Annotated in this window: 17 protein-coding genes; 6 read left to right on the forward strand and 11 right to left on the reverse strand. The window is 73.8% G+C overall.

Translation table 11 applies throughout. The annotated features are described in order from the left end of the window. Positions 1-61: 61 nt before the first annotated feature. On the reverse strand, positions 62-676 hold the full coding sequence (locus tag AB0O91_RS07280; protein ID WP_363428845.1) for a hypothetical protein: 615 nt from the start codon (positions 674-676) through the stop codon (positions 62-64). A gap of 182 nt (positions 677-858) precedes the next feature. Further along, positions 859-7,983: a hypothetical protein gene (locus AB0O91_RS07285; protein ID WP_363428847.1), complete on the reverse strand. Its 7,125-nt coding sequence runs from the start codon at positions 7,981-7,983 to the stop codon at positions 859-861. Between AB0O91_RS07285 and AB0O91_RS07290 the strand changes: the two genes are divergently transcribed. Next, the gene (locus AB0O91_RS07290) at positions 7,946-8,398 is read left to right on the forward strand and encodes a hypothetical protein (protein WP_363428849.1); all 453 of its coding nucleotides are present in this window, start codon (positions 7,946-7,948) and stop codon (positions 8,396-8,398) included. The genes AB0O91_RS07285 and AB0O91_RS07290 overlap by 38 nt on opposite strands. 96 nt (positions 8,399-8,494) lie before the next feature. On the opposite strand, the gene AB0O91_RS07295 is transcribed toward AB0O91_RS07290, so the two are convergent. Both AB0O91_RS07295 and aspA read right to left on the reverse strand, forming a co-directional pair. Then, complete coding sequence (locus tag AB0O91_RS07295) at positions 8,495-10,183, reverse strand: DUF885 domain-containing protein (protein ID WP_363428851.1); 1,689 nt, start codon at positions 10,181-10,183, stop codon at positions 8,495-8,497. A gap of 21 nt (positions 10,184-10,204) precedes the next feature. Next, positions 10,205-11,620 carry an aspartate ammonia-lyase gene (gene aspA, locus AB0O91_RS07300; protein ID WP_363428853.1) on the reverse strand — a complete coding sequence of 472 codons (1,416 nt, stop codon included), beginning with the start codon at positions 11,618-11,620 and terminating at the stop codon, positions 10,205-10,207. Positions 11,621-11,748: 128 nt separating this feature from the next. Here aspA and AB0O91_RS07305 point away from each other — a divergent pair, with 128 nt between their 5' ends. Beyond that, positions 11,749-12,198 carry an Lrp/AsnC family transcriptional regulator gene (locus tag AB0O91_RS07305; protein WP_350517923.1) on the forward strand — a complete coding sequence of 150 codons (450 nt, stop codon included), beginning with the start codon at positions 11,749-11,751 and terminating at the stop codon, positions 12,196-12,198. A gap of 27 nt (positions 12,199-12,225) precedes the next feature. On the opposite strand, the gene AB0O91_RS07310 is transcribed toward AB0O91_RS07305, so the two are convergent. After that, a complete protein-coding gene (locus AB0O91_RS07310) occupies positions 12,226-12,519 on the reverse strand; it encodes a YciI family protein (RefSeq protein WP_363428856.1) in 294 nt (97 codons plus the stop codon). Between the two features lie 94 nt (positions 12,520-12,613). Further along, the gene (locus AB0O91_RS07315) at positions 12,614-13,525 is read right to left on the reverse strand and encodes a helix-turn-helix transcriptional regulator (RefSeq protein WP_363428858.1); all 912 of its coding nucleotides are present in this window, start codon (positions 13,523-13,525) and stop codon (positions 12,614-12,616) included. 133 nt (positions 13,526-13,658) lie between these two features. Here AB0O91_RS07315 and AB0O91_RS07320 point away from each other — a divergent pair, with 133 nt between their 5' ends. Together AB0O91_RS07320 and AB0O91_RS07325 are read left to right on the forward strand one after the other, a co-directional pair. Next, positions 13,659-15,173, forward strand: coding sequence for a UbiD family decarboxylase (locus tag AB0O91_RS07320; protein WP_363428860.1), 1,515 nt, complete (start codon positions 13,659-13,661; stop codon positions 15,171-15,173). A gap of 73 nt (positions 15,174-15,246) precedes the next feature. Then, on the forward strand, positions 15,247-15,822 hold the full coding sequence (locus AB0O91_RS07325) for an XRE family transcriptional regulator (protein ID WP_363428861.1): 576 nt from the start codon (positions 15,247-15,249) through the stop codon (positions 15,820-15,822). A gap of 10 nt (positions 15,823-15,832) precedes the next feature. On the opposite strand, the gene AB0O91_RS07330 is transcribed toward AB0O91_RS07325, so the two are convergent. The 4 genes from AB0O91_RS07330 to AB0O91_RS07345 all read right to left on the reverse strand — a co-directional run bounded on the left by AB0O91_RS07330 (position 15,833) and on the right by AB0O91_RS07345 (position 19,239). After that, positions 15,833-16,720: a dihydrodipicolinate synthase family protein gene (locus AB0O91_RS07330; RefSeq protein ID WP_363428862.1), complete on the reverse strand. Its 888-nt coding sequence runs from the start codon at positions 16,718-16,720 to the stop codon at positions 15,833-15,835. Between the two features lies 1 nt (position 16,721). Beyond that, a complete protein-coding gene (locus AB0O91_RS07335) occupies positions 16,722-17,522 on the reverse strand; it encodes an aldolase (RefSeq protein ID WP_363428864.1) in 801 nt (266 codons plus the stop codon). Between the two features lie 170 nt (positions 17,523-17,692). Beyond that, positions 17,693-18,127, reverse strand: a complete 435-nt coding sequence (locus AB0O91_RS07340; RefSeq protein WP_363428866.1) for a hypothetical protein — start codon at positions 18,125-18,127, stop codon at positions 17,693-17,695. Then, positions 18,124-19,239: a molybdopterin-dependent oxidoreductase gene (locus tag AB0O91_RS07345; RefSeq protein WP_363429142.1), complete on the reverse strand. Its 1,116-nt coding sequence runs from the start codon at positions 19,237-19,239 to the stop codon at positions 18,124-18,126. The genes AB0O91_RS07340 and AB0O91_RS07345 overlap by 4 nt, the downstream gene beginning before the upstream one ends. Positions 19,240-19,477: 238 nt before the next feature. On the opposite strand from AB0O91_RS07345, the gene AB0O91_RS07350 reads away from it, so the two are divergent. Next, entirely contained in the window at positions 19,478-20,458 is a 981-nt protein-coding gene (locus AB0O91_RS07350) for an AraC family transcriptional regulator (RefSeq protein ID WP_363428868.1), read from the forward strand. Between the two features lie 208 nt (positions 20,459-20,666). Next, positions 20,667-20,990: a hypothetical protein gene (locus AB0O91_RS07355; protein WP_363428870.1), complete on the forward strand. Its 324-nt coding sequence runs from the start codon at positions 20,667-20,669 to the stop codon at positions 20,988-20,990. Positions 20,991-21,038: 48 nt separating this feature from the next. On the opposite strand, the gene AB0O91_RS07360 is transcribed toward AB0O91_RS07355, so the two are convergent. After that, positions 21,039-21,788: a polysaccharide deacetylase family protein gene (locus AB0O91_RS07360; RefSeq protein ID WP_363428872.1), complete on the reverse strand. Its 750-nt coding sequence runs from the start codon at positions 21,786-21,788 to the stop codon at positions 21,039-21,041. Positions 21,789-21,793 lie beyond the last annotated feature (5 nt).

A 21,793-nucleotide genomic window follows, 5' to 3' on the forward strand; every position in this document is an offset into this window, starting at 1 on the left:
GGTATCGGGGCGCGCGCGCGCGCCCCTCGTCCGTTGTGCCCCGGCGCGTCCTCCCGCCGGTTCAGTCGCCGGCCGGGGCGGCCGGGCCCGGCTGCCCGTGGTGTCGGCGCAGCCACCAGCCGCCGGCCGTGACGAGGCCGGCAGCGGTGGTCGCGAGCGCGAGCCAGAGGGCCACGCCCTGCTCGCCCGCGGCCGGTGCCGCCTTCGGCAGGCCGGCGGGCAGGAGGTCGAGGTGGCTGGCACAGACCAGGGGCTGCCGGGAGTCGCCCTGGTAGGCGCACGCGGTGCTGGAGGAGCGCAGCAGCTCGGGGCCGGTGTCGGCGAGCTCGGCGGTGGTGGTGAGGGTGCGGGTGGCGCCCGGCTCCAGGGTGAGGCCGTCCCAGCTGGGCCGGTCGGGGTGGCCGGCCGCGTCGCCGGAGGCGCTGACGGGGCGGGCGGCGGTGGGCAGGTCCTGGGCGACGCGCAGTCCACTGACGGGTTCGGTGCCCAGGTTGCGCAGGGTGACGGTCCAGGTGAGCCGGTCGCCGGGCCGGGCCTGCTGCCGTCCGTCGTCGATCGCGATCGCCAGGTGGGGGACGGCCGTCGGCTTGACGGGGTCGGCCGCCCAGGCCGTTCCGGGGGCGAGGGCGCAGCCCAGGAGGACGGCGGCGGCGAGGGGACGGCGGCGGCCGGGCATGCGGCAACTCCCTGGGGCGAGGGGATGATTGGGGCCCATTCGAGCATTCCGCGACGGGCCCGGCGGCCCGGTTCCGGCGCGGCGCGCCCGGGTTCCACTCACTCGGCCCACGACGACGGCGGAGCCGCTCCCGGCTGGGGAGCGGCTCCGCCGTACGGTTGTCGGTCAGTCGGTCGTTCCGATCAGCGCATGGTCCTCCTGCGTCGGGCGGTCAGCCAGAGGCCCGCGCCCACCGCGGCCAGCAGGCCCGCCAGGCCCAGCAGCGGGCCGACCGGGGCGCCGTTGCCGGTGACCGGCAGCGGTCCGGGGCCGGGCGAGGGGGAGGGGCTGGGCTTCGGGGACGGCCCGGGCGGCTCCGGGGTCACCGTCGAGGTGCAGGCCGGATCGGTGGAGTCCGGCGGGCAGTTGGAGTCCGGGGAGGTGACGGTGTTGCGCAGCTGCGCGGTGCCGTTGCTGGTCACCGAGTAGCGGACCGTGGTGCTCGCGCCCGCCGCGAGCGCGCCGGTCCAGCTGAGCACCGGCCGGTGGTAGCTGACGGTGCCGGTGCCGGCCGTCGCGTCACCGTTGTAGTCGGCGCCGGTGAGGACCTGCCCGAGGTCGTCGGTGAAGGCGGCGTCGGTGAGGTCGCCCGGGCCGTCGTTGGTGACGGTCACGGTGTAGGTGACGGTGTCCCCGGCGCCGGCCTGCTGCCGGTCGGCCTTCTTGACCAGGGTGAGGTGGCGCCCGTTCAGATGGGTGCTGCACCGCGGGTCGAGGCCGCCGGCCCGGCGGCCGCCGGCCATCGGCACCGGGCAGTTGCTGTCCGGCGCGGTGACGGTGTTGTCCAGGCTGCCGGTGGCCGGGGTGTTGACGGTCACCGTGTAGCTGATCACCACGCGGGCCCCGGCCGGGAGGCTGCCCTGCCAGCTGAGCCTGGGGGCGGTGTAGGCGAGGGTGCCGGTGGTGGCGGTGGCGTCGCCGTTGTACTGGGCGGTGCCGAGCACGCCGGTGAGGTCGTCGGTGGCGGAGGCGTCGGTGTAGTCGGTACCGCCGGTGTTGGTGACGGTGACCGTGTAGGTGACCTTCTCACCGGGGCGGACGGTGGTCCGGTCGGCCTGCTTGACGACCTCCAGTTTCTTCAGCGGGGTCTCCCGGGAGCAGGCCGGGTCGGTGGAGTCGGGCGGGCAGTTGCTGTCGGGGGCGGTGACGGCGTTCTTCAGGGACTGCCCGGCGGGGACGGGGCTCTTGACCGTCACGCTGTAGGTGATGGTCGCGGCCGTGCCCGGGGCGAGGTCCCCGCTCCAGCGGAGCGTGCTGCCGTCGAGGGCGACGGAGCCGGTGGAGGCGGCGGCGTCGCCGTTGTAGTCGGCGGCGCCGAGGACGCCGGTGAGGTCGTCGGCGGCACTGGCGCCGGGGTAGGCGACGGAGCCGTCGTTGCGGACGGTGAGGGCGTAGTGGACCGTGCCGCCGGGCTTGACCTCGGTGACGTCGGTCGTCTTGGCGACGGTCAGGTAGCGGACCGGGACGACGGTGCCGCAGGCCGGGTCGGTGGAGCCGGGCGGGCAGCTGCCGTCCGGGGAGGTGACGGCGTTGGCCAGCTTGCCGTCGCCGGTGACCGGGCTGTTGACCGTGACGCTGTAGGTGACGGTCGCGGTCGCCCGGCCGGGCAGGTCGCCGGTCCACCGGAGGACGGGCGCCGTGTAGTCGACCGTGCCGCTGGTGGCGGCGGCGTCCTGGTCGTAGGCGGCCTTGTCGAGCACCTTGGTCAGGTCGTCGCTGAAGGACACCCCGGCCGCGCTCTCGTCGGCGAGGTTGGCGACGGTCACCGTGTAGGTGACCTTCTCACCGGGGCGGGCGACGGTCGGGGCGGCGGTCTTGGTGATCCTGATGTTGCGGGCCGGCACGGTGTTGGTGCAGGCCGGGTCGGTGGAGCCGTCGGGGCAGTTGGAGTCGGGGGCGGTGACGGCGTTGACGAGTTTGCCGCTGCCGGTGAGCGGGTTGTTGACGGTGACGCTGTAGGTGATCCGGGCGGTGGCGCCGATCGCCAGGTCGCCGGTCCAGGTGAGCTTCGGGGCGGTGTAGCCGACGGTGCCCGCCGTGGCGGTGGCGTCGTTGCCGTAGGCCGCGCCGTCCAGGACCTTGGTCAGGTCGTCGGTGAAGGTCGCCCCGGGGTAGTCGGTGCCGCCGGTGTTGGTGACGGTGACGGTGTAGGTGACCTTCTCGCCGGGCTTGACCGAGGTGTGGTCGGCGGTCTTCGCCACCGTGAGGTGCTTGACCGGGACGACGGTGCCGCAGGCCGGATCGGTCGACCCCGGGCGGCAGTTGCCGTCCTCCGAGGTGACGGCGTTGACCAGCTTGCCGTCGCCGCCGGGCGGGTTGTGGACCGTCACCGAGTACCGTACGGTCGCGCTCCGGCCGGGCTGGAGCGCACCCGTCCAGCTGAGCCTGGGCGCGGTGTAGGTGACGCTCCCGGTGTCCGCGGTGGCGTCGTCGCGGTAGTCCGCGCCGGTGAGCACCCGGGTGAGGTCGTCGGTGAAGCCGGCGTTGGGGATGTCGGCCTGGCCGTCGTTGGTGACGGTCACCGTGTACGTCACCTGGCCGCCGGCGGTGGCCACGGCCGGGCTGGCGCTCTTGACGATCCTGAGCGAGCGGACCGGGACGGTGGTGCCGCAGGCCGGATCGGTCGACCCCGGGCGGCAGTTGCCGTCCGGTGAGGTGACGGCGTTGACGAGTGTGCCGCTGCCGGTGACGGGGTTGTTGACGGTGACGCTGTAGGTGATCCGGGCGGTGGCGCCGATCGCCAGGTCGCCGGTCCAGGTCAGGGTCGGGGCGGTGTAGCCGACGGTGCCCGTGGTGGCGGCCGCGTCGTTGTCGTAGGCCGCGCCGTCCAGGACCTTGGTGAGGTCGTCGCTGAAGGTGGCGCCGGTGATGTCGGTCCGGCCGTCGTTGGTGACGGTCACCGTGTAGGTCACCTTGTCGCCCGGTTTGGCGACCGCGGGGTCGGCGCTCTTGACGATCTTCAGCGAGCGGACCGGGACGGTGCTGTCGCAGGCCGGGTCCGTGGAGTCCGGCGGGCAGTTGGAGTCGGGGGCGGTGACGGCGTTGACGAGTGTGCCGCTGCCGGTGACGGGGTTGTCGACGGTGACGCTGTAGGTGATCCGGGCGCTGGCGCCGATCGCGAGGTCGCCGGTCCAGGTCAGGGTCGGGGCGGTGTAGCCGACGGTGCCCGCGGTGGCGGCCGCGTCCTTGTTGTAGACCGCGCCGTCCAGGACCTTGGTCAGGTCGTCGCTGAAGGTGGCGCCGGTGATGTCGGTCTGGCCGTCGTTGGTGACGGTCACCGTGTAGGTGACGGTGTCCCCGGGTCTGGCGACCGCCGGGCTCGCGCTCTTCACCAGCGTCAGGTGCCGCACCGGGACGGTGGTGCCGCAGGCCGGATCGGTCGACCCCGCCTGGCAGTTGCCGTCGGGCGAGGTGACGGCGTTGGTGAGCCTGCCGTCGCCGGTGAGCGGGTTGTTGACGGTGACGCTGTAGGTGACCCGGGCCGAGGCGCCCACCGCGAGGTCACCGGTCCAGGTGAGGACCGGGGCGGTGTAGCCGGCCGTGCCGCTGGTGGCGGTGGCGTCCTGGTTGTACCGGGCGTCGTCCACGACCTTGGTGAGGTCGTCGCTGAAGGTGGCGCCGGTGATGTCGGTCTGGCCGTCGTTGGTGACGGTCACCGTGTAGGTGACGGTGTCCCCGGGCTTGGTGACCGCCGGGCTCGCCGTCTTGGCCAGGTGCAGGGAGCGGATCCGGACGGTGTTGACGCAGTCCGGGTCGGTGGAGCCCGGCGGGCAGCTGCCGTCGGGCGAGGTGACCACGTTGACCAGCTTCTTGTCGCCGGTGGCCGGGTTGTTGACGGTCACGCTGTAGCGGACGGTCGCGGTGCCGCCCACCGCCAGGTCGCCGGTCCAGGTGAGCGTCGGGGCGGTGTAGTTCACGGTGCCGGTGGTGGTGGTGGCGTCGTTGCCGTACGTCGCGTCGTCCAGCACCTGGCTGAGGTCGTCGCTGAAGGTGGCGCCGGTGACCGGGTCGCCGCCCTGGTTGGTGACGGTGACGGTGTAGTCGACCCGGTCGCCGGGCTTGGCGACGGCCGGGCTGGAGGTCTTCACGACCTTGACGTTGCGCGCCGGGATGTGGGTGCCGCAGGCCGGGTCGGTGGAGCCGGTCGCGCAGTTGGAGTCGGGGGCGACGACCAGGTTGTCCAGGTGCTTGTCGCCGGTGTACGGGTTGTTGACGGTGACGCTGTAGAGCACCGTGGCCGAGGCGCCGACCGGCAGGTTCCCCGTCCAGCTCAGGGTCGGGGCGGTGTAGTTCACGGTGCCGGTGGTGGCGGTGGCGTCGTTGCCGTAGACCGCGTCGTCCAGCACCTTGGTGAGGTCGTCGCGGAAGCTCGCGCCCGGGTCGTCGACCTGGCCGTCGTTGGTGATCCGCACGGTGTAGGTGACCTTGTCGCCGGGGCGCAGTTCGGTGCGGTCGGCGGTCTTGCGCACGGTGAGGTGCTTGATCAGGACGGTGGTGGAGCAGGCCGGGTCGGTCGAGCCGGCCGGGCAGTTGGAGTCGGGTGCGGTGACGGCGTTGACGAGCCTGCCGTCGCCGCTCAGCGGGCTCTTGACGGTGACGCTGTAGGTGATCCGCGCGGTGGCGCCCGCCGGGAGGTCCCCGGTCCAGGTGAGCCGGGGCTCCAGGAAGGAGACGCTGCCGCGGTCGGCCGCGGCGTCGCCGTCGTAGGAGGCGCCGGTGAGGACCTTGGTGAGGTCGTCGGTGACGGTGGCGCCCGGGTAGGCGGCGGTGCCGGTGTTGCGGACGGTCAGGGTGTAGGTGACGGTGCCGCCGACGCCGACCTGGGCGGGGGCGGAGGTCTTGGTGACCTCCAGGCGCCTGACCGGGACGACGGTGGAGCAGGCCGGGTCGGTCGAGCCGGCCGGGCAGTTGGAGTCCGGGACGACGACGGCGTTGGCGAGTCGGCCGTCACCGGCGGTCACGTCGGTCTTGATCCTGACCACGACCGTCACGGTGACCGTGCCGCCCTTGGGCACGTCGCCGTTCCAGACCACGTTCGTGCCGTCGAGGGCCGCGGTGCCGGAGGTCGCGGTGGCGCTCACGAAGTCCGCGTCGTCCAGCACCCGGGTCAGGTCGTCCGTCATGGTCGCGCCGGGGTAGTCGACGGTGCCGGGGTTCTCGATCAGGATCGTGTAGGTCGCCGTCTCGCCCGGGCCGTAACTGCCCTTGTCGGCGCTCTTGTGCACGCGCAGGGCCTTGACCGGGACGACGGTGGAGCAGGCCGGGTCGGTGGAGCCGGCCGGGCAGTTGGAGTCGGGGGAGACCACGGCGTTGGCGAGCCGGAGGTCGCCGCGCGGCGGGCTGTCCACGGTGAAGGAGTAGGTGACGGTGACGGTGGCGCCGGCCGGGACGTCGCCGGTCCAGCTGATCAGCGGCTCGCGGTAGGCGACGGTGCCGGCGGTGGCGGCGGCGTCCCGGTTGTAGGTGGCGTCGTCGATCACGCCGCTGACGTTGTCGGTGAAGGTGGCACCGGTCTCGGTCGCGCCGCCGGTGTTCTGCACGGTGACGGTGTAGGTGACCTTCTGGCCGGGCCGGGCCTCGGCGGTGTCGGCGGTCTTGGTGACCTTCAGGCCGGTGATCACGACGGTGCTGGTGCACGCCGGGTCGGTGGAGCCGGCCCGGCAGTTGCTGCCGGGCGCGACCACGGCGTTGACCAGCCGCTTGTCGCCGTTCGGCGGGGTGTTCACCTTGACCGAGTAGGTGACGGTGGTGCTCCGGCCGACCGCCAGTGCGCCGCTCCAGGACAGCTTCGGGCTGCGGTAGCCGACCGTGCCGGTGCCGGCCCGGGCGTCGTTGTTGTAGGTCGCGTCGTCCAGCACCTGGGTCAGGTCGTCGTCGAAGCTCGCGCCGGGCAGATCGGTGGCGCCGGTGTTGGTGACGGTGATGGTGTAGGTGACGGTGTCGCCCGGCTTGGCCCGGGCGACGTCCGAGGTCTTCCGGACGCTCAGGCCGCCGACCGGGGTGTCGGTGGAGCAGGCCGGGTCGGTGGAGCCGGCCGGGCAGTTGGAGTCCTTCGAGGTGACGGCGTTGCGCAGCTGCCGGGCGGTGCCGGAGCCGGGGTCGGTGACCTGGACCGAGTAGGTGACGGTGGCGCTCCGGCCGACGGCGAGGTCCCCGGTCCAGCTGATCGTCGGGCTGGTGTAGCCGACCGTGCCGACCGAGGCGGTGGCGTCCCCGTTGTAGGTGGCGCCGGTCAGCACGCCGGTCAGGTCGTCGGTGAAGGAGGCGCCGGGGTAGTCGACCGTGCCGGTGTTCTTCACGGTGACGGTGTAGGTGAGGGTGTCGCCCGGCAGCACGGTGGTCTTGTCGGCGGTCTTGCTGACCGTCAGCTGCCTCAGCAGGTTCGGCGAGGTCTGGCAGCTGGCGAGGTCGGTGAGGACGTAGTCGCCGCCGGTGTTGGGCTTGGTGGTGCCGGTGGTGTTGCCGGAGTAGGTGCCGATGTTGCTGGAGGCGCCGGTCTTCGGATCGACCTTGAAGATCGTCCCGTCGTACTGGCCGAAGTAGATCGAGCCGTTCAGCCAGGCCATGCCGTAGTTGTAGGTGCCGGCCGCACCGGCCGGGCCCTGCACCTGGACCACCCGGCGGGCCGTCCAGGTCGGGCCGGACATGTCGATCTGGTAGACGTACAGGCCGCTGTACGAGACGGCCGTGTAGATGTTGCCGTCCGCGTCGACGAAGATGTCCGGCACGAAGGTGCCGTACTGCCAGACGGTGTCACCGGCGACGCCCTGGGGGTTCTGCGAGGTGCCGACGCCGGTGGTGAGGTCCTCGCGGAAGATCAGCTTGCTGGCGCCGGAGTAGAGGTTGCCGGCGCCGTAGAGCACGGGCTTCGTCGGGTCCATGCCGAAGCCGCCCCAGACGTAGCCGGGGTTGGACGCCGGGTTGAAGCTGGTGCGGGTCTGGCCGTTGTAGATGTCGGTGGTGACCGAGCTGGTGCCGGCCGCGACCTTGTAGAGCGGCTGCGGCGAGCCGCTGTAGGTCGAGGAGATGAACGCCGGGCTGTTGGTGCCGGACGGGTCCGGCCCCATCGCCAGGTTCGCGGCCCAGGAGCCGGACGGCCCGTTGGTGCCGGACTGCGCGGCGACGACCCGGTTGGTGGCGGTGGGGTTGCCGGAGGCGTCGTTCCGCAGCTCCATGATCGACTTGCCGGAGGCGATGTACAGGTGGCCGCAGTCCGCCTGCACCGGCAGGGTGTCCGACACCACCGGCCAGGACTGGCCGGCCCGCACCTGGGCCCGCTCCGCGTCGGTCGCGGTCGCGGTCGCGGACTGCGGGGCGGCGGACGGCGCGGCGGAGGCCGGGGCGGCGGGCGCCGACGGGGACGTCGCCGCGAAGGGGGAGGGCGTCGGCAGCGGCGAGGCCTTCGCGCCGGGCGTCGCCGCCGGTGCGGCCGACGGCGTCCCCGACGGCGGCTCCGAGGGTGCGGCGGCTGTCGCCGCGGTCGTGGCCGCCGTCGGGGCGGGGGAGGGCGAGGGTGTCGGCACCGCCCCGATCAGACAGGCGGCGGCCAGCGTCCCGGCCAGCCACCTCCATCCGTTCCGCCGTCTCTGCCGTGTCGACCGCTGCATCATCGCCCTTCCCGCCCGGGAGTCGCCCGTAGGAAATCTGAAAGATCAACAGATTGGTGCAGATCAGATGATGTAGGGCGGATCGGGTAAAACCCGGTATTCACTCCGGAGGATCACCGGTACGGCTGAGCTCGGTCTTTGACGTCCGAATCGAACAGCGCTCACTCGCTGCTCAGAGCACCGCCAGTGCCGCCTCCAGGTCGTCCAGGCCCAGCGAGCCCTGCCGCAGCGCCGTCATGTGCCAGCGCTTGAGGTCGAATCCGGCGCCCTGACGGCGGCGGGCCGCCTCGCGGCCGGCCAGCCAGGCGCGCTCGCCGAGCTTGTAGCCGATCGCCTGGCCCGGGCGGCCGAGGTAGCGGACGATCTCGCTGTTCAGGTGACCGGGAGTCAGACCGACGTACTCGCCCATGAACGCGGTGGCCAGCTCCGGGGTCCAGCGCTCGCCGGGGTGGAAGGGGGAGGCGGCCGGGACGGCGCTCTCGAGGTGCATGCCGATGTCGATGATCACGCGCACGATCCGCATCATCTGCTTGCCCAGGTAGCCCAGCTGCCGCCCGGGGTCGGTGAGGAAGCCCAGCTCCTCCATCAGCCGCTCCGCGTACAGCGCCCAGCCCTCCACGTTGGCACTGATCTTGCCGAGGGTCACCTGGTAGCGCGACAGCTGCTCGGCGGCCAACGTCCAGGAGGCGAGCTGCAGGTGGTGGCCGGGGAGGCCCTCGTGGTACCAGGTGCTGACCAGCCGCCAGCTGCGGAACGTCTTCTGCTCCTCGCCGGCGGCCACCGGCAGGAAGGCCCGGCCCGGGCGGCTGAAGTCCAGGCTCGGGCTGCTGTAGTAGGGGGAGGCGGCACTGCCGGGCGGGGCGATCCGGGTCTCGACCCGGCGCAGCGGGCCGGCGATGTCGAAGTGGCGCCCGTCGAGCGCGTCCGTCGCCTCCTCCAGCAGTGCCTGCAGCCAGTCCCGCATCGCCTCGGCGCCCTGCACGCCGTGTCCGTGCTCGTCCAGGTGGGCACGGGCCTGCTGGACGGTGCCGCCGGGCAGGATCTGCGCGGCGGCGGCCTGCAGCTGGGTCCGGACCCGGTGGAACTCCTCCCAGGCCCAGTCGTAGGCCTCGTCGAGGTCCAGCTCGGCGCCGGTGTACTGACGGGCCATCACCAGGTAGCGGTCGCGGCCGACCGCGTCCGGGGTGCCCTCGGCGGCGGGGCGGTAGGTCTCGCGCAGCCAGTCCCGCAGCCCCGCGACGGCGGCGGTCGCCTCGTTCGCGGCCGCCGCCAGCTCGGGGCGCAGCCGCTGCGGGGCCGGGGCGACGAGGTCGCCGAACCAGCCGGGGCCGCCGGCCGGCCCGCCGGTCCAGGCCGTGAGCTGGTCGGCGAGCACCTCGGCCTGGCGGGGCGCGGCGAGCAGCTTGCGGTCGATGCCCTCGGTCAGGGTGGCCCGGTAGCCGTCCAGCGCGGCGGGCAGCTTGCGCAGCCGGCCGAGCATCGGCACCCAGTCCTCGTCGGTGGCGGTGGGCATCATGGTGAAGATGCCGCGCAGCGCGTGCATCGGCGTCTGCAGGTTGCGCACGGCGCGGAAGTGCTCGCCGGCCTCGTGCACCCGCAGCTCGGCGGTCAGCCGCTCGCGCAGCAGTTGGGCGCAGGCCAGCTCGGCCGGGTCGGCCTCGCGGTCCGGTCGGGGCAGGGCGTCGAGCCGGGCCAGGGTCTCCCGGGCGAGCCGGGCGCCCTCCGCCGCGCCGTCCGGCGACAGGTCGGGCAGCCGGTCGTCCTCCGGGGCGAGGCCGAGCCAGGTGGAGACGGACGGATCGACGGCGGCGACCCGGGTGACGTGGTCGTCGGCGATCCGGCGGGGAGTGGCGGGTGTCATCGGCGGCTTCCTCTCGGTGCCTCAGCTGCTGTGCGGGCGGGCGAGGTTGTCGGGCTGCAGGATCTCGGCCAGCTGCTCCTGGGTGAGCAGGCCCCGGCCGAGTACCAGGTCGTGGACGGAGGTTCCGGTGATGAGCGCCTCCTGCGCGATGCTGGTGGCGTTCTCGTAGCCGATGTGCGGGTTGAGCGCGGTGACCAGGCCGATCGAGCGTCCGACCAGGTGGGCGAGGTGCTCGCGGTTGGCGGTGATGCCGGTGACGCAGCGCTCGGCCAGGGTCAGGCAGCCGGCCCGCAGGTGGGTGATGCTCTTCAGCAGGCTGTGCGCGATGATCGGCTCGAAGGCGTTGAGCTGGAGCTGCCCGGCCTCGGCGGCGAAGGTGACGGTGAGGTCGTTGCCGATCACCTCGAAGGCGATCTGGTTGACCACCTCGGGCACCACCGGGTTGACCTTGCCCGGCATGATGCTCGAACCCGCCTGCACAGCGGGCAGGTTGATCTCGCCGAGGCCGGTGCGCGGGCCGGAGGAGAGCAGCCGCAGGTCGTTGCAGGTCTTGGAGAGCTTGACGGCGACCCGCTTGAGCACCCCGGAGAGCTGGACGAACGCGCCGGCGTCCTGGGTCGCCTCGACCAGGTCGCCGGCCACCTCCAGGGGTATGCCGGTGATCGCGCCGAGGTGGGCGCAGGCGGTGGCCGCGTAGGCGGGGTGGGCGTTGAGTCCGGTGCCGATCGCGGTGCCGCCGAGGTTGATCTCGCGGATCAGTGCGCAGGCCTCGGCCAGCCGGCTGCGGTCCTCCTCCAGCATCACCGCGAACGCGGCGAACTCCTGGCCGAGCGTCATCGGCACGGCGTCCTGGAGTTGGGTGCGGCCCATCTTGAGCACGTCGGAGAACTCGGCGGCCTTGTCGGCGAAGGCGTCGCGCAGCACCGCCATGGCCGACAGCAGGCCCTGGGCGGCGAAGTACAGCGCGATCTTGACGGCGGTCGGGTAGACGTCGTTGGTGCTCTGCCCGGCGTTCACGTCCTCCAGCGGGTGCAGCTCGCGGTACTCGCCCTTGGCGTGCCCGAGCAGCTCCAGCGCGCGGTTGGCGACCACCTCGTTGGCGTTCATGTTGGTGGAGGTGCCCGCGCCGCCCTGGATCACGTCCACCACGAACTCCCCGTGGAACCGGCCGGCCCGGATCTCCTCGCAGGCCGCCACGATGGCCCGGGCCTTCCGGTCGGCCAGCAGGTCCAGGTCGCGATTGGCCGACGCCGCCGCCTGCTTGACGCAGGCCAGCGCGTCGACCAGCTCCGGGTACGCCGAGACCGGGGTGCCGGTGATCGGGAAGTTCTCCACCGCCCGCAGGGTGTGGATGCCGTAGTACGCGTCGGACGGGACCTCGCGCTCGCCGAGCAGGTCGTGCTCGACGCGGGTGGAGGGCTGGAGGGCAGGCTGCATGGCGGTGTCCGTTTCGAGGGTGCAGATGCGGCGCGATCGGCGCCGGCCGCAAGATTACGGCGAAATGCCCGCAATGGGATTGCAGATCACAGCCTGGATCCCGCTCGAGCGTGGTACATAATGCCGCTGTGGACCCCATCGACAGAAGCATCTTGCGCGAGCTCCAGAACGACGGCCGGCTGACCAACCAGGAGCTCGCCCAGCGCGTCGGTCTGACCGCTTCGCCCTGCCTGCGCCGGGTGCGCCAGCTGGAACTGGACGGCGTGATCGAGGGCTACCGGGCGATCGTCAATCCACAGGCCATCGGCCGCAGCTTCGAGGTCCTGGTCTCGATCGAGCGCGACACCCGCTCGGTCGCCGAGTTCGAGGAGGCCCTCCTCGCCATCCCCGACGTGGTCGAGGCCTACCGCCTGATGGGCAGCCCCGGCTGCCTGGTCCGCGTCGCGGTCGCGGACCTGGCCGCCTACGAGAAGTTGTGGACCGAACGCCTCACCCGGCTGCCGGGGGCCACCGCCGTGAACTCCCAGATCATCATGAAGCCGATCAAACAACGGGACGGCCTCCCGGTGGACCGCTGAACCCGCCCGTCGGTGGACGCCGGGCGGTCAGCGGTCCTCGAGGTGCTCCGCGAGGTAGCCGAACAGCGGGGTCCACTGCCTGATCCGAACCTCGTCGAGCGCCTCCGCCCGGTGGTACGGATCGGCCTCCAGCAGCTGCCGCACCTCGGTCTCGCTGTCGGCCCGGAGGACGAGCAGCCCGCCGGTGTCGTCGCCCAGCGGCCCGGAGAGGACCAGTCGGCCGGTGTTCTGCAGGTCCGTCAGGTAGTCGCGGTGCGCGGGCCGTACGGGCAGGTGGCGCTTGTCGGGGGTGAAGACGTATTCGACCAAGTAGTGAGCCATGGTGTGCGTCGTGCTCCTCGTTCGCGGGGCGGAGTGGAACGTCCCCCCACACTGCCAGACCTCTTCCCGCCGTGGGGCCGGGGTCGGCCCGGTGTCACTCCCGTGGGCCGGGCGACCCGGCCCGGTGCTCCGGTTCGCCGCCGCGGGCACGGGCGCGGAAGGCCGCCGGGGTCTCGCCGGTGTGCAGCCGGAAGAACCGGGTGAACACCGGCGCGGACCGGAAGCCGAGGCGGTCGCCGACCGCGTGCGCCGTCAGGTCGGTGTGCAGCAGCAGCCGCTTGGCCTCGGTGACGAGCCGGTCGTCGATGAAGGCCTTGGCGCTGCGCCCGGCGGCCGCGTTGGCCGCCCGGGTGAGGGTGCGCACGCTGTAGCCGAGCCGGGCCGCGTACGGCTCGACCCGGTGGACGCGGGTGAAGTCCCGCTCCACGGCGTTCCGGAAGCGGCGGAAGGCCTCGTCGCCCGCCGTGCGGCGCCGGTGGCCGCCCGGTAGGTGGGCGAGGCGCAGCACCAGGACCGCGAGCAGGTGGCGCACCACCTCGACGTGGACCTCCAGCGGGAGGCCGCCCAGTCGGCCGTACTCGTCCGTCAGCAGGGCGAGGGTCCGGGTCACCGGTGGCTCGGCCTCCGGACCGGGCGCGAGCGGCAGCCGCCAGGCGGGCCGGTCGAGCCGCGCGGCGGCGACGGTGTCCCGGTCCAGGAAGCTCGGTTGGAACAGCACCGCCGTGGCGCGCGCGCCGGTGCCCGGGGTGCGGTCGGGGTCGCGGAGCCGGAGGACCTGGCCGGGCCGGACCCAGAGCCAGTGGCCGGGCTCGACCGCACACTCCGTCAGGTCCACCGCGCAGGGCAGTCGGCCGGCCGTCGTGGTGACCAGCAGGTGGAAGGCGGGGCGGACCGGCGCGTCGGGCGCGGCGCCGGCCGCGCGCAGGCGGGCGAGCCACCCCGGCAGGTCGGTGACCTCCACGCCCGGCGGGCCGCCCGGGGTGGTCGGGAACGGGAGATCGACCACGTCCACAGCTTGTCCGTTTCTGCACAGGGGGCGTCCGAGTCTAGCCGTGGCACGGCCGTTGGCGTCCGTAGCGTGAGGGGTGCGGGCGCCGCCCGATCCCCTTCCCCCGCACCGGTCGTAAGGACGCGATGCCATGACCAGCTCCGACCGCCCCGCCCCCGCCCCCGCGCCCGCCCTCGACGTCCGCCCTGCGCTCGACTTCCGGTCCTTCCTCGGTGAACTCCTCGCCGTGGGCGACGCGGTGGCGATCGGGCGGACCGTCGACCCGCACCTCGAAGTCGGCGCGGTCACCCGCAGGGCGTACGAGACCCACGCCCCCGCACCGCTGTTCGGCTCGCTGACCGGCGCGGCCCCCGGCTTCCGGATCCTCGGCGCCCCCGCCGGGCTCAGCGGCCTGCCGCAGCAGCGGTACGGCCGGATCGCCGCCCACTTCGGACTGCCGCGCACCGCGACCCCGCGGGAGATCCTGGAGCACCTGATCCGGGCGATGCACGCGGAGCCGGTCGCCCCGGTCGTGGTGCCGACCGGCCCGTGCCGGCAGAACACCGTGACCGGCGGGGCCGTCGACCTGGAGCGCTTCCCCGTCCCGCTGCTGCACCAGGAGGACGGCGGACGCTACCTGGGCACGTACGGCTTCCACATCGTCCGCAGCCCGGACGGGAGCTGGACCAGCTGGTCGGTGGCCCGGACCATGCTGCGGGACCGCACCACCCTGGTCGGGCCGGCCATGCCGCAGCAGCACATCGGCATGATCCACCGGATGTGGCGCGACCGCGGCGAGGACACCCCCTGGGCCATGGTCCTGGGCGCCCCGCCCGCCGCGCTCGCCGCGGCCGCGATGCCCCTGCCGGACGGGGTGAGCGAGGACGGCTACGTCGGCGCCCTCACCGGCCGGCCGGTCGAGGTGGTCCGCGCGCTCACCAACGGCCTGCACGTGCCCGCGCACGCCGAGATCGTGCTGGAGGGCCACCTCAGCCGCGACCGGACGGCGCCCGAGGGCCCGATGGGGGAGTACCACGGCTACGCGTTCCCGGAGGGCCGGGAGCAGCCGGTGTTCCACGTCGAGGCGGTCAGCTGGCGCGACGACCCCGTGCTGCCGGTCTGTGTGGCCGGCCTGCCGCCGGAGGAGAACCACACGATCTGGGGCACGATGATCTCCGCCTCGGCGCTCGACCTGCTGCGCACCGCCGGCCTGCCGGTCGACCTCGCCTGGTGCTCCTACGAGGCGGCGACCTGCTGGATCGTCCTCGCGGTCGACCGGGCCCGCCGGAGCGCGCCCGGTTGGACGGACCGGCGGCTGGTGGAGGCCGTCGCGGAGGTGCTGTTCCCCTCGCACGTCGGCTGGCTGGTGCCCAAGGTGATCCTGGTCGACGATGACATCGACGTCACCGACATCCGCCAGGTCGTCTGGGCGCTCGCCACCCGCTGCCACCCCGGCACCGGGGAGCACGTCTTCCCGGACGCGCCCGGCATCCCGATGGTGCCCTACCTCACACCGGAGGAGGTGCGCAGCGGCGCCGGCGGCAAGTCGATCACCAACTGCCTGCTGCCGGAGGGCTTCCGGGGTACGACGGCGTCCTTCCGCGGCTCCTACCCGGCGGAGCTCCGGCGGCGGGTGCTCGCCGACTGGTCCCGCTACGGCTACTGAGCGGCGCTCGTCCCGGGCGCCCGGACGGCAATGGGATGATGGACCGGACGGTTCCGCAGGTGAGGGGTGGCGCATGAGCAGCAGGTTGCGGGTGCTGAGACAGCAGAACCGGCTGAGCCTGGACGCGTTGGCCGAGCAGGTCGGCGTGACCAAGAGCTACCTCTCCAAGGTGGAGCGCGGCCTCAGCGAGCCGTCGATCTCGACCGCGCTCAAGCTGGCCCACGCCCTGCAGGTCGACGTCGGGCGGCTCTTCTCGGACGAGGTGGAGCCGGAGCTGGTCACCGTGGTCCGGGCCGGTGAGCGCACCCCCATCGCGGCCGGGGCGGGGCCCGGCGCACCCCACTACGAGGGCATCGCGACCGGGCTCAGCGGCAAGCGGATGGTGCCGTTCCTGATGTACCCGCCGACCGACGCCACCGGCTCGCCGTTCAAGTCGCACCCGGGGGAGGAGTTCTTCTTCGTCCACGCGGGGACGGTGGAGCTGGAGTTCCCCGAGCGGACCGTCGAGCTGGGGCCCGGGGACAGCGTGTACTTCAACTCCGCGCTGCCGCACCGCTGCCGGAGCACCGGCCCGGAGCCGGCCCACGTCCTGGTGGTCATCCACGACGACGAGGCCGGCTCCGGGGGCCGGGTCCCCAGCCTGCCCTGACCGGGCGGGGTCAGCTCGCGGCGTCGGCCAGCAGCCGGGCCAGCTGCGCCGTCCGGTCCTCGTCCAGGGGCAGCAGCGGCTCGCGGGGCGCGCCCACGTCCAGGCCGAGCAGCCCCAGGCCCGCCTTGACCGTCTTCGGCAGGCCCCCGCTGAGCAGGAACTGCAGGACGGGCAGCTGGCGGTGGAACACCTCGCGGGCGCCGTCCAGGTCGCCGGCGCGCACCGCGCGGTGGAGTTCCAGGGTGAGGTCCGGGATCAGGCAGGGCGCGGCCGTGCACCAGCCGCTCGCACCGGCCGCGAAGGCCGCCAGCGCGAGCGGGTTGGAGCCGTTGTAGAACGGCAGTTCCCCGTCGGAGAGCTGGGTGAGGCGGTGCATCCGCTGGAGGTTGCCGCTGCTCTCCTTGACCATGGTGATGTTGTCGACCTCCCGGAACAGCCGGTGGATCAGCTCCGGCGGGAGGTCGACCCCGGCGGTCGCCGGGTTGTTGTAGATCATCAGCGGGATGCCGACCGCGGCGGCCACGGCGGTGTAGTGCCGGACCACCTCCGCCTCGTCGAGCCGCCAGTAGGACAGCGGCAGGAGCATCACCACGTCGGCGCCGGCCTGTTCGGCGAACCGGGCGCGGCGCACGGCGCCCCGGGTGGTGAGGTCGGCGATGCCGACCACGGTCGGGACGCGGCCTGCGACGGCGGCGACGGAGGCCTCGGCGACGGCGTACCACTCGGTGTCGTCGAGGTAGGCGCTCTCCCCGGTGGAGCCGAGCGGGGCGACGGCGTGGCAGCCGGCGGTGACCAACCGGTCGACGAGCACGGCCAGCCGGTCGAGGTCGAGGCCGCCGTCGGTGCGGGAGAACGGGGTCACCGGGTAGGCGATGATCCCCTCCAGAGTGGTCGTCATGTCAGCGGCCTTCCCCGGTGGTGAGGGCGTCGTGGTGGCCGGCGCGCAGGGCGCGGCGGGCGTGGTAGGCGAAGTTCGCCTGGTCGCGCTTGGGGGTGGAGATCCAGTCGTGGGCCTCCCGGGCGAGTGCGTCGGGGAGTTCCCGGATCTCCCCGGCGGAGCGCGCCAGCAGCTGGAGCCGGGCGGCCCGTTCGATCAGCAGGGCGAGCGTGCAGGCCTCCTCGACCGTGCCGGCGGCGACCAACTGGCCGTGGTGGGCCAGCAGCAGGGCGCGCTTGTCGCCGAGGGCGGCGGTGATGGTCTCGCCCTCCTCGTTGCCGACCGGGATGCCGGGCCAGTTCGCGAGGAACGCGCAGTCCTCGTACAGCGGGGTGGTGTCCATCTGCGAGACGACGAGCGGGACGCCCAGCATGGACAGCGCGGAGACGTGCAGCGGGTGGGTGTGGATCACGCAGGAGACGTCGGGCCGGGCGCGGTAGATCCAACTGTGGAACCGGTTGGCCGGGTTGGCCATGCCCTCGCCTTCCAGGACGGTGAGGTCCTCGTCGACGAGCAGCAGGTTGTCCTCGGTGATCTCGTCGAAGCCGAGGCCCAGGCGCTGGGTGTAGTAGGTGCCGGGGCGTTCGGCGCGGGCGGTGATCTGCCCGGCGAGGCCGGAGTCGTGCCCGGCGTCGAACAGGATGCGGCAGGTCAGCGCGAGCGTCTGACGGACCGTCCAGTCGTGGTCGGGTATGGCGGTCCGCATGCGGTGGTGGGCGAGGTCGACCAGTTCGGACTTGCGGGCTTCGAAGGTGTCGGTCACGGGTGGGGCTCTCCTCGATGGCTCGAAGGTGGTGCGGCACGGAAGAACACGTTGTTTACAATAGGACACAACGTGTCCTTCGTCCATGCCCGGAGGAGTGCCGGGGGCGGGGAGGGCGGTACCGGGCCACGGCGGACCGGGGTCGCCGGTCGCCGGTCGCCGGTCGCCCGTCAGGCCCGGTCGCGGGAGCCGGGACGCCGGCGCCGGGCGCGTGCGACCAGGGCCGGGACCACCACCGCGAGCGCGGCCGTGCCGGCGAGCAGCAATAGCCAGTTGCGCAGGTACGGCGAGGGCAGCAGGGTCGGATTGCCGGTGTTCCGGCCGGCCAGGGCGACGGCGGGCAGACCGACGGCGGTCACGGCCGCGGCGACGATCAGCCAGCCGCGCAGCACCGCCGGCCGCTCCGGGCCGGCGGCGGCGACCAGCGCGCCGGTCAGGCACACCACGGGCAGCCAGAGCCCGTCGTGCAGGACCAGTGCGCCGACCGCCCACCACAGCACCCCGGCGGGCGCGGTGACGAAGGGGTCGGAGAGCAGGCCGTACAGGCCGAAGCCGGTGGCCGCCAGCCCGGCCGACAGCGCGGCGGCGCGCAGCACGCGGATCACCGGAGCACCTCGATCCGGGCGACCCACTTGGTCTGCAGCACGCCGGGCCGGTTCGGCGCGATGATCCGCGCCGGGAAGCCGTGGTCCGGGCTGAGCTCCGCGCCGTCCACCCGCAGGGCCAGCAGGGTGAGCGGGTCCTCCGCGTACGGGGCGGGCATCTCCATCACCCGGTACGGGCCCGCGGCCTCGAACGAGGTGACCCGCACGGTGGAGCCGGCGGGGGCGCCCGCCCGGGCGAGCAGGTCGACCATCCGCACCCCGCCCCACCGGGCGTCCACGCTCCAGCCCTCCACGCAGGCGATCGGCAACTCCACCTCGAACTGCGGGAGTTCGCGCAGCTCGGCGAGGCTCAACCGGTACGGTCGGGGTCCGTCGACCCGCAGCTGCCAGTCCGCGGGTACGGACACCGTTCCGGCCTGGGCGGCGGTGCGGTTGACCGGCAGGCCGCCCGGACCGGCGCCGGGGCGGCGCGGGGCGAGGAGGTCCAGCGGCCGCAGCCAGGGGACGGTCTGCCCGGCGGTCGCGACGGTGACCACGCCGACGGCGGCGCCCACCGAGAGCAGGAAGCCGCGCCGGCCGGCCACTGGGGCCTGCCGCCGCCCGCGCCAGTGCCGGGCGATCAGCGGGGCCTTGACGGCCAGGTGGATCAACAGGCCGCCGATCGCCGTCCAGGCCAGCCAGAAGTGGGTCTGGCGGAAGGGGAACGGCCAGGGGTACCACTGGAGGGTGTTGAGGAGTCCGGTGGTCAGCTCCAGCAGGACGGCCGCGACCAGCACGGCGATGCCGAGGCGTTCGAGGGCGTGCAGGACGCTGCGGGCGGGCGGCCAGTCGAACAGCCGGGGGTAGACGGTCCACAACTTGGCCCCGGCGAGGGGGATCGCGGCGATCCCGCTGATCACGTGCAGCCCCTGGGTGACCCGGTAGCCGTTCACCGGGCGGGAGGGCAGCGCACCGGTCAGCCAGCGCGGCGGGTCCTGGAGCAGATGGCTGGTCAGGCCGGTCAGGAAGCAGACCAGCAGCGCGGCCCCCAGCCATCGCCCGATCACCACGGCGGTGCGCGGCTCGTGCAGGGCGGAGCTGAACGCGCCCGCGCGGAACGGGCCGCGCCGCAGGAACGCGGGCGGGGAGGGGAGTCGGCGATCGAGGCGGCGCGGTGCGCCGGGGGGCTTGGCATCCACCCGTCCATCGAAGCGCCCCGGTGACCGCGCGGGGGGCTGCGGCGTCCTTACGGATTGCGAACGGGCGGGGAGCCGCGGACCCGGCCGGTCCCGGGCGTCCCGCTCCCGGAGCCGGTGCGCCGATACTGGGTGCCAGGCCGCCGCGCCCCGCGGTGGGCCGGGAGGGAGCGCGGTGCCGACGGTGCTGTTCAGCGGTGGTGAGGTGCGGGACCTGCACGACGTGGTGGCCGCCGAGTTCGCCCCGCACACGCTGCGGGTGCGCGAGGCCCCCGACGCCGGCGGCGGTGGCCGGTTCGTGCGGCACTGGCGCGGTGAGATGTCGGTGTACGAGCTGGGGTACGGCGCGGAGGTCGACGTCGTCCCCGGCGAACTGGCCGACTTCTACAGCCTGCAGATCCCGCTCGCCGGATCCGGCGAGGTCACGGTGGACGGCCGGTCGCTGTCCACGCCGTTCAGCATCGCCGGGCCGGGGCAGCGGCTCGCGATGTCCTGGGACCGGGCGTGCGTGAACCTCGTGCTGCTGATCGCCCGCCGGGCGGTGGACCGCGCCGTGGCCGTCCGTCGGGGCGAACCCGGCCCCGAGGCCGTCCGGTTCGACCCGGCCCTCGACGGGGACCGCGCGGCCGTGGCCGACTGGCTGGACCTCGCCCGCGGCTACGCCCGAGCCGCCGGCGGCGCGCTGTTCGCCCGCTCCCCGCTCGCCCGGCAGCACCACGAACAGCTGCTGCTGCACGGCCTGTTGGACGTCCAGCAGCACAACCTGGGCGGTGCCCCCGCGCTGGTCGCCGCCCCGGCCGCCGTCCGCCGGGCCGTCACCTTCTGCGCCGAGCACGCCCACGAGCCGATCTCGGTCGCCGACCTCGCCCACGCGGCCCGGGTCAGCCTGCCCAGCCTGCGCCGGGGCTTCCGCACCCACCTGGACACCACGCCCCTCGCCCACCTGCGCCGGGTCCGGCTGGACGGCGCCCACCACGACCTGCTCGCCGCCGCCGGGGCCGGCTCGACGACGGTCACCGAGGTGGCGCTGCGCTGGGGCTTCGGCCACATGGGCCGGTTCTCCCAGGAGTACCGGAAGGCCTACGGGCGGCTGCCCTCCGAGGTGCTGGAGAGCGGCTGTCCGGAAAGCGCGGCCGGCGGCGACGGAATCGGATAGCCCCGGCCGCCGTACGGCCGCCACACTTGGCCGTGCCACGGGGGCCACGGGGGAGGCCGCCCTGCCCGCGCAACGCCGGTGGCGCGGTGCGAGCGGCCGGGCGCCGGGGCGGGGCAGTCGGTTCGAACGATGCGAACCTACTGCCTCGTCCCGACCGTTGCACCACCCGTCCCTGGTGCCCGGTGGTGTGCTCGGACAGAATGCCCCGGTGACGAACTGGACCCGGATCTGGACGACGACCCACGCCGACTTCCGCGCCGCCGACCGCACCCGGCGGTGGACCGCGCGCGCGGCGTGGGTGGCGCTGACCGCCACGGCCTGGCTGCTGGTGATGGCCACGACCGTCTTCGGGGCGCTGGTGGCCGGGGTTCCGCGGGGGACGGTGAGGTGGCTGGCCCTCTTCCTCACGGTGGCCGTCCCCGCCGTCTCGTGGGCCGCCGTCACCTCCGGGCCGGACGGGCGCGCCGGCGCACCGGCGCTGGTCCTGCTGCTCCTGGCGGCGGCCGCGGTGCTGGTCGTCTCCCTCGTGTGAGCCGGGTCCTCGTCCGAGCCGGGTCCCTCGGGTGAGCCGGGCCGATCCTCAGGGACGGTCCGGTGCCGCGCCTCCCGGCACGCCGTGGTCGCGGAGCGGCCCGACCTGCCAGCCCCGGGCGGCGCAGTGGTCGAGCAGCCGGGGCAGGGCGCCGAGGGCGGACTTCCAGGCGGCCGGGAAGGACGTGCAGTCGGAGTCGTGCAGCAGCACCGTGCCGCCGCCGTACAGGTCGGCCGTGACGGTGCGGTGGACCGAGTCGGGGGTGGCGCGGCCGGTCCAGTCCTCGCCCCAACTGGTCCAGAGCACGGGGGTCAGGCCGAGCCGGCGGGCGGACAGGTGGGCGGCGGTGCTCATCACCCCGTACGGGGGACGGAACCAGCGGGGCGCGGTGCCGGTCAGCCCGCCGACGGTGTCGCGGGCCCGGCGCAGGTCCTGGTGGGTGGCGCGGGGGCCGCGCAGCAGGAGGGGGCGGTGGGCCCAGCCGTGGACGGCGATCTCATGGCCGGCGGCGGCGATCTCCCGGACCAGGGCGGGGGACTTCTCGGCCATCGAGCCGAGCAGGAAGAAGGTGGCGCGCACCTCGTGCCGCTGGAGCAGCGCGAGGAAGTGCGGCGTGGAGAACGGGTCGGGGCCGTCGTCGAAGGTGAGGGCGACGTGGTCGGGGCGGCCCGTCCCGGCGAGCCGGGGCAGCAGGCGGTTGCGCAGCGGCCCGTAGGTGGACAGCACCGGGGCCGCGTGGGCGGCGGTGACGGCGGCAGCGGCGGCGGCGCCGATCCGCAGGAGCGGGCGGGGCTTCATGGGGC

Origin of the sequence: Kitasatospora sp. NPDC089797, assembly GCF_040684795.1 — a bacterium.
Taxonomy (GTDB): Bacteria; Actinomycetota; Actinomycetes; order Streptomycetales; family Streptomycetaceae; genus Kitasatospora.